Origin of the sequence: Mycobacterium sp. (assembly GCF_035570115.1) — a bacterium.
Classification (GTDB): Bacteria; Actinomycetota; Actinomycetes; order Mycobacteriales; family Mycobacteriaceae; genus Mycobacterium.
Genome location: NZ_DATMLH010000273.1, coordinates 24,528 through 30,704, shown reverse-complemented (window position 1 = coordinate 30,704; position 6,177 = coordinate 24,528). Strand labels below are relative to the sequence as shown.

Here is a 6,177-nt window from a genome sequence, read left to right as displayed (position 1 = left end):
GTCGGATAACAGTTCCCCCAGATTGACGCCGCGGGCTTCGGCGGCCGCGCGCTCGGATGCGGTCGATCGCGTGTAGCGGTCGATCATGTCGCGGGTGGCCCAGCCGGCGACGGCCATCAGACCGCCCTCAGTGCCTCCCGCGGCAAGCCAGCGCGACGCCGCGGTGTGCCGCAGCAGATGCGGGTGAAACTTCGGCAGACCGGCCAGCTGGGCGCGATATTTCAGCGCCGAATGCGGCCCGTAATACTCCAGAGCTCTTGATGGTCTGCGCCGGCTTGCGTGCGGCCCGCAGGGATAGCTCCCAGGAACGCAGCAAAGCGGCGAGATCGACGGCTGCTGGCATGCGACGCGCCATGCCGATACCTTGGCTGACTGCGCTGTACTTATCTGCTATTTCTGGATTGACAAGCAAATCTGCTGGTCAAAGCAAGAATAGGGAGTGTCACTCAGTCCAGGTAGTCGCGCAGCACCTGCGAACGGCTGGGGTGGCGCAACTTCGACATCGTCTTCGACTCGATCTGGCGGATGCGTTCGCGGGTAACCCCGTAGACCTGGCCGATCTCGTCGAGGGTGCGGGGCTGGCCGTCGGTCAGGCCGAAGCGCAGCCTTACGACACCGGCTTCGCGCTCCGAGAGCGTCTCCAGCACCGACTGCAGCTGGTCTTGCAGCAGGGTGAACGACACCGCGTCGACAGCTACCACCGCTTCGCTGTCCTCGATGAAGTCGCCGAGTTGGCTGTCGCCCTCGTCGCCGATGGTCTGGTCCAGCGAGATCGGTTCGCGGGCGTACTGCTGGATCTCCAGCACCTTCTCCGGGGTGATGTCCATTTCTTTGGCCAGCTCCTCGGGTGTGGGCTCGCGGCCCAGATCCTGCAGCAGCTCGCGCTGAATACGGCCCAGCTTGTTGATCACCTCGACCATGTGCACCGGGATGCGGATGGTGCGGGCCTGGTCGGCCATCGCGCGGGTGATCGCCTGGCGGATCCACCAGGTCGCATACGTGGAGAACTTGTAACCCTTGGTGTAGTCGAACTTTTCGACCGCGCGGATCAGACCCAGGTTGCCTTCCTGGATCAGGTCGAGGAAGGCCATCCCGCGGCCGGTATACCGCTTGGCCAGCGAGACGACGAGTCGCAGGTTGGCTTCCAGCAGATGGTTTTTGGCGCGGTCGCCGTCGCGGCAGATCCACGCCATGTCGCGGCGCTGGGCGGCCGGCAGTTTCTCGCCCGCCTCGGCGAACTCGGTCATCTTCTGCGTCGCGTAGAGGCCGGCCTCGATCCGCTTGGCCAGCTCGACTTCCTCTTCGGCGTTGAGCAGCGCCACCTTGCCGATCTGCTTGAGATAGGCGCGAACCGAGTCCGCCGATGCGGTGAGTTCGGCGTCTTTGCGGGCTTGACGCAACGCCTCAGACTCGTCCTCATCCCAGACGAAATCGCCTGAAGCTTTGTCTTTTTCGCTCGGCTCGAGGATCTCCTCGTCCTCGACTGGCCCCGCGACGACGACTTTCTTCGAACTGGCCTCGGTGCCCTCGGCCTGGTCGGCCTCTGCGTCGACGGCCGGCTCATCCTCGAGGTCGTCGAGGGTCAGGTCTTCGGTCTCGAGGTCGATTTCCTCGACGGGCTCACCTTCGATGTCCGGCTCGCCGTCGAGTTCGTCGATTTCCTCGACCTCAAGCTCATCGGCCACGACCTCGACGTCGTTGGGGGCATCGTCAGACGACGTTGCTTTCTTCGCGCGACCGCGGACCGGCTCCGACTTGGCGGCAGCGCCCTTGGTCGAACTGTGCGCCTTGGTTGCGGCGTCGGTACCGGCCTTGGCGGACTTCGCCGGTGCGTTACCGGCACGCGTCGCCGTCTTTGCCGGTGCCTTGGTCGCCGTCTTGGTGGCCCGTCTTGTGGTGGTGGAGCCGTTGGCGGACTTGGCTGCCGATCCTTTTGCCACGGCAGTGGCGGGGGACTTGGCGGCCGTGCGCTTCACCGGCTCCTCGGTTGCCGGTCGTGCTTTGGTCGCTGCCACGTAAACCCCTTCGGTAGGACTCACTTCCGGTGCTCTAGGCATGCTCAACCGGAAAATATCGGCTATGTCGAATGTCGGCGTCCACTATCAGTCCGGATATTCGCCGCTCTCGGTCGGGCGGCTGCCGATGACCATTGTAACGACAGCGCGGCAATCCCCCGGCCGCAGCGCCTAAATTCAGCGCGTCACGTCGCTGGCCGCCGCCATCGCCGCGCCGACGATTCCCGCGGTGTTCTGCAGGGCGGCGGCGACCACCGGAGTGCGGTTCTCTAGCAGAGGCACCCATTTTTCGGCTTTGCGGCTAATCCCGCCGCCGGCGATAAATAGTTCGGGCCACATCGCGTTCTCGATGGCGACCAGCACCTTTGTCACCTGCTTCGCCCATTTTTCGTAGCTCAAACCCTGGGTGTCCCTGACCGATGACGCGGCGCGGTGTTCGGCTTCTTTGCCGTCGACCTCGAGGTGCCCGAACTCGGTATTGGGCAGCAAAATCCCGTTGTGAATGACCGCTGACCCGATCCCGGTTCCGAATGTGAGCACCACAACCACGCCGGTGGTGTCTTTGCCCGCCCCATAGCGCTCTTCTGCCAGTCCGGCCGCGTCGGCGTCGTTGAGGACCACGATTTCCTGGCCGTCCAACTCCGAGCTGATGACGTTGCGGGCGTCGGTCCCGATCCATGCTTTGTCCACGTTGGCCGCGGTCCGGACAGTCCCGTTCGTGACGACCCCCGGATAGGTCACCCCGAGCGGGCCGGTCCAGTTGAACTCGTTGACCACGGCGGCGATGGTCTTCGCGACTGCCGACGGCGTGGCCGGCTTGGGTGTCGGCAGCTTGAACCGGTCGCCGACCAGCTGGCCGGTATCCAAGTCGACGATTCCGCCCTTGACGCCGCTACCGCCGACGTCGACACCGAAACTCTGGCGCGGCGTGCCGGGCACACCGGTCCCGGGCGAGTCGGTGCTCGAGTCGGTAGCGGTCATCGAATCTCCTCGACGCGACGGGGTGTCCGCCCACACCCTAGTGCGACGACGACGCGGGCCGGGACGCCCGGGGCGATTCGGACAATCTGACCCTAATGCGTGGATGAGCGGTCGGCTGGCCTGTTTCGCGGCCAGTGCCGAACCGCCAGCGGAGTGGCCCGGCGTCAACTGTGATGCGATGGACCGGTGAGCACGCTAGAGAACCAACCGGCACACCTGCGTTCGGTGGCCGAGGCGTTGGCCGGGGAAGCGGCCGCGTTCGTCCGGCGCCGTCGTGACGAGGTGTTCGGCCCCGACGCGCGCGCCGGGAGCAACGCTGCGGTGCGGACAAAGACGACCCCGACCGACCCGGTGACCATCGTCGACACGGAGACCGAACGGTTTCTGCGTGATCGGTTGGCGCAGCTGCGATCCGGTGACCCGGTGCTGGGCGAAGAAATCGGCGGACCCGCCGATCCGGCAGGCGGCGGTGCCGGCACGGTCACCTGGGTGCTCGACCCGATCGATGGCACGGTGAATTTCGTTTACGGCATCCCCGCCTACGCGGTGTCGGTGGCAGCGCAGGTCGACGGTGTGTCGGTGGCCGGCGCGGTCGCCGACGTCATGGGCGGGCGGGTGTACTCGGCCGCGGCCGGACAGGGCGCACACGTTATCGACGAACAAGGCATCCACCCGCTGCGGTGCACCGCCGTCGACGATTTGTCGATGGCGTTACTGGGCACCGGATTCGCGTACTCCAGGCGACGCCGTACGGCGCAGGCGGACCTGGTGGCCAAGATCCTGCCGGTCGTCCGCGATGTGCGTCGGATTGGCTCTGCCGCAATGGATTTGTGCATGGTCGCGGCGGGCCGACTGGATGCGTACTACGAACACGGCCTGCATGTCTGGGACCGTGCGGCCGGCGCGCTGATCGCTGCCGAGGCGGGTGCCCGGGTGGTGGTGCCCGAGCCGGGGGACCCGGACAGCACCGCCGCGCTGGTGGTCGCCGCGGCGCCGGGAATCGCCGATGAGTTACTTGCGGTCCTGGAGCGATTCGACGGGCTGGCTCCGATTCCGGGGTGAGCGATCGACCCGGCGGTCAGCAGATGCCCGCGTGGATCTTCGCCAGCAGCGCCGGATCGGCCGGCTCAGCGTTGCCCGGCCGCAGGCCGGCGAGCACCGCGTCGATATCGTCGCTGTGCGCCAGCGCGCTGAAGTCGGTGCCCAGAACCAAGTCAACGGAATCGTCGGTGCGGTCGTCGCGGTACAACTCGGTGCACGGGGCCACCAGCCACACCGCCGCGGCCCCGGCCTGACCTGCATCGCCGAAACGGATCTGGCCCTGGCAGTTCAGTTTGGCGTGGGCATAGATCGGATCGTTGGCCGCGATCGGCTGCGCGAAACCCAGGTCTTTCATTGCACCGGCGATGTCGGCGGCCTGACCGCCGCGTCCGCTGGCGTTCAAGACGCGGATTTTGGCGTCAGCGAGTTTTGCCGGTGCGACATTGACCATCGTGCTGCGTGACACCGGTGTACCCAGGTGCGGCTGCCCTGGATCCGTCGGCGGCGGCGGGTTGCAGGCCGCGGCCTCATGGATCTCGGGCGGACGGGTGAGCGCGATCGTCCACACCACCGCGCTCGCGACCAGCAGCACGACCAGTAGGACGATCGCGGGTCGGATGTTGCGGCGGCGAAAGGGTCGACCGTGCTTGTCGAAGGCGGTGCCTTCGGTAATTTGCGCGACCACGTACGCACTCTAAACGCGATGTTTAAGGCGAGGTAGCGCGGTTAATTACCTAGTGTGACGTAAATCACACTACAACACCCCGGTCTATGGGCACGAATCGTTTGGTGGATGCGTTCGACGCTGGTACAAAGCTTTGCTTGAGGTTACGAGGGGACATGATGATGCCTACCGATTACGACGCCCCACGGCGTACCGAGACCGACGACGTTTCCGAGGATTCCCTAGAGGAGCTCAAAGCACGGCGAAACGAAGCGGCTTCGGCGGTGGTTGACGTCGATGAATCAGAGTCCGCCGAATCTTTCGAGCTGCCCGGTGCCGATCTATCCGGCGAAGAGCTGTCGGTCCGCGTGATTCCCAAGCAGGCCGACGAGTTCACTTGTTCGAGCTGCTTTCTGGTGCAACACCGCAGTCGGCTGGCCAGCGAGAAAAACGGCGTGATGATCTGTACCGACTGCGCGGCCTGATCGGTTAGCTGCGCAATGCCGACAGCACCCGCTCCGGGTGGCGGCAGCTCACCAGCCAGTATGGCGTCGGGTCGTCGACGTCGTCCAGAACGAGCAGCACCATGGGTCCGACCCAGGCCCGGTGCACCACGTAAGCCGCAGGGTCGAGTTGACGTCCCAGCGCCGCGGATTTGGCCGACCGCGGGATGTCAGCGGATCGGGCGATCACGGTGACGGGCAGATGTGCCTCGCCGGCCCACAGTTCGACTCCGCCGTCGCCGGCAATGACCCGGATTTCGATGCGGCCCAGCCAGAGCAGCGCTCCGGTCGCCACCACGAACAGCAGCGCGAACGGCAGCCACCGCGGGATGCTGGGCACGCCCTGGTTGACTTCCAATGCGATCAGTGCCGCCGGCGCGAAACCCAGTGGCCACCACCACCATGGCACCCACAAACGCTCGCGATACCGGACGCTTTGCGGCGCGACTCGCGTACCTGACACTCGGTCAAGGGTAATCTGTGGCCCCGTGTCGACCAGTCTGGCGGTTGTTCGTCTCGACCCGGGGCTTCCGCTGCCCACCCGGGCCCACGCCGGCGACGCCGGCGTCGATCTCTACAGCGCCGAAGACGTCGAGCTCGCGCCCGGCCACCGGGCGTTGGTGCGGACCGGGATCGCGGTTGCCATTCCATTCGGAATGGTCGGCTTGGTGCACCCGCGCTCTGGATTAGCTGCGCGGGCAGGGCTTTCGATCGTCAACAGCCCGGGCACCATCGATGCCGGCTACCGCGGTGAGATCAAGGTCGCCTTGATCAATCTCGATCCCGAGGTGCCGATCGTCGTGCATCGCGGCGACCGTATCGCCCAGTTGTTGGTACAGCGCGTCGAGCTGGTTGACTTGGTCGAAGTGTCGTCATTCGACGAGGCCGGGCTGGCCGATACTTCCCGTGGCGAGGGTGGCCACGGCTCCTCCGGCGGACACGCGAGTCTGTGACCGCGCCGGCGACGATGCAG

At 65.8% G+C, this 6,177-nt stretch carries 8 protein-coding genes; 3 read left to right on the top strand and 5 right to left on the bottom strand.

Annotation, left to right across the window (positions count from 1 at the left end; translation table 11 throughout):
• The 3 genes from VNW74_RS26110 to ppgK form a co-directional block, all read right to left on the bottom strand.
• On the bottom strand, positions 1-225 hold a 225-nt coding region (locus tag VNW74_RS26110), incomplete at its 3' end, for a tyrosine-type recombinase/integrase (protein ID WP_325682243.1).
• A gap of 221 nt (positions 226-446) precedes the next feature.
• The gene (locus VNW74_RS26105; RefSeq protein WP_414686776.1) at positions 447-2,057 is read right to left on the bottom strand and encodes an RNA polymerase sigma factor; all 1,611 of its coding nucleotides are present in this window, start codon (positions 2,055-2,057) and stop codon (positions 447-449) included.
• Positions 2,058-2,192: 135 nt separating this feature from the next.
• On the bottom strand, positions 2,193-2,996 hold the full coding sequence (gene ppgK, locus VNW74_RS26100; protein WP_325682231.1) for a polyphosphate--glucose phosphotransferase: 804 nt from the start codon (positions 2,994-2,996) through the stop codon (positions 2,193-2,195).
• A gap of 186 nt (positions 2,997-3,182) precedes the next feature.
• Between ppgK and VNW74_RS26095 the strand changes: the two genes are divergently transcribed.
• Positions 3,183-4,058 (top strand): inositol monophosphatase family protein, encoded by an 876-nt coding sequence (locus tag VNW74_RS26095; protein ID WP_325682229.1) that lies wholly within the window; start codon positions 3,183-3,185, stop codon positions 4,056-4,058.
• Positions 4,059-4,074: 16 nt separating this feature from the next.
• Here VNW74_RS26095 and cei read toward each other — a convergent pair whose 3' ends face one another.
• Positions 4,075-4,722 carry an envelope integrity protein Cei gene (gene cei / locus VNW74_RS26090; protein WP_325682227.1) on the bottom strand — a complete coding sequence of 216 codons (648 nt, stop codon included), beginning with the start codon at positions 4,720-4,722 and terminating at the stop codon, positions 4,075-4,077.
• Positions 4,723-4,883: 161 nt separating this feature from the next.
• On the opposite strand from cei, the gene VNW74_RS26085 reads away from it, so the two are divergent.
• Entirely contained in the window at positions 4,884-5,186 is a 303-nt protein-coding gene (locus VNW74_RS26085) for a DUF4193 domain-containing protein (protein ID WP_003919098.1), read from the top strand.
• A gap of 4 nt (positions 5,187-5,190) precedes the next feature.
• Here the strand turns inward: VNW74_RS26085 and VNW74_RS26080 are convergent, their stop codons facing one another.
• Positions 5,191-5,667, bottom strand: a complete 477-nt coding sequence (locus tag VNW74_RS26080) for a DUF3093 domain-containing protein (protein ID WP_325682225.1) — start codon at positions 5,665-5,667, stop codon at positions 5,191-5,193.
• Between the two features lie 25 nt (positions 5,668-5,692).
• Here VNW74_RS26080 and dut point away from each other — a divergent pair, with 25 nt between their 5' ends.
• Positions 5,693-6,157 carry a dUTP diphosphatase gene (gene dut, locus VNW74_RS26075; protein WP_325682223.1) on the top strand — a complete coding sequence of 155 codons (465 nt, stop codon included), beginning with the start codon at positions 5,693-5,695 and terminating at the stop codon, positions 6,155-6,157.
• Positions 6,158-6,177 lie beyond the last annotated feature (20 nt).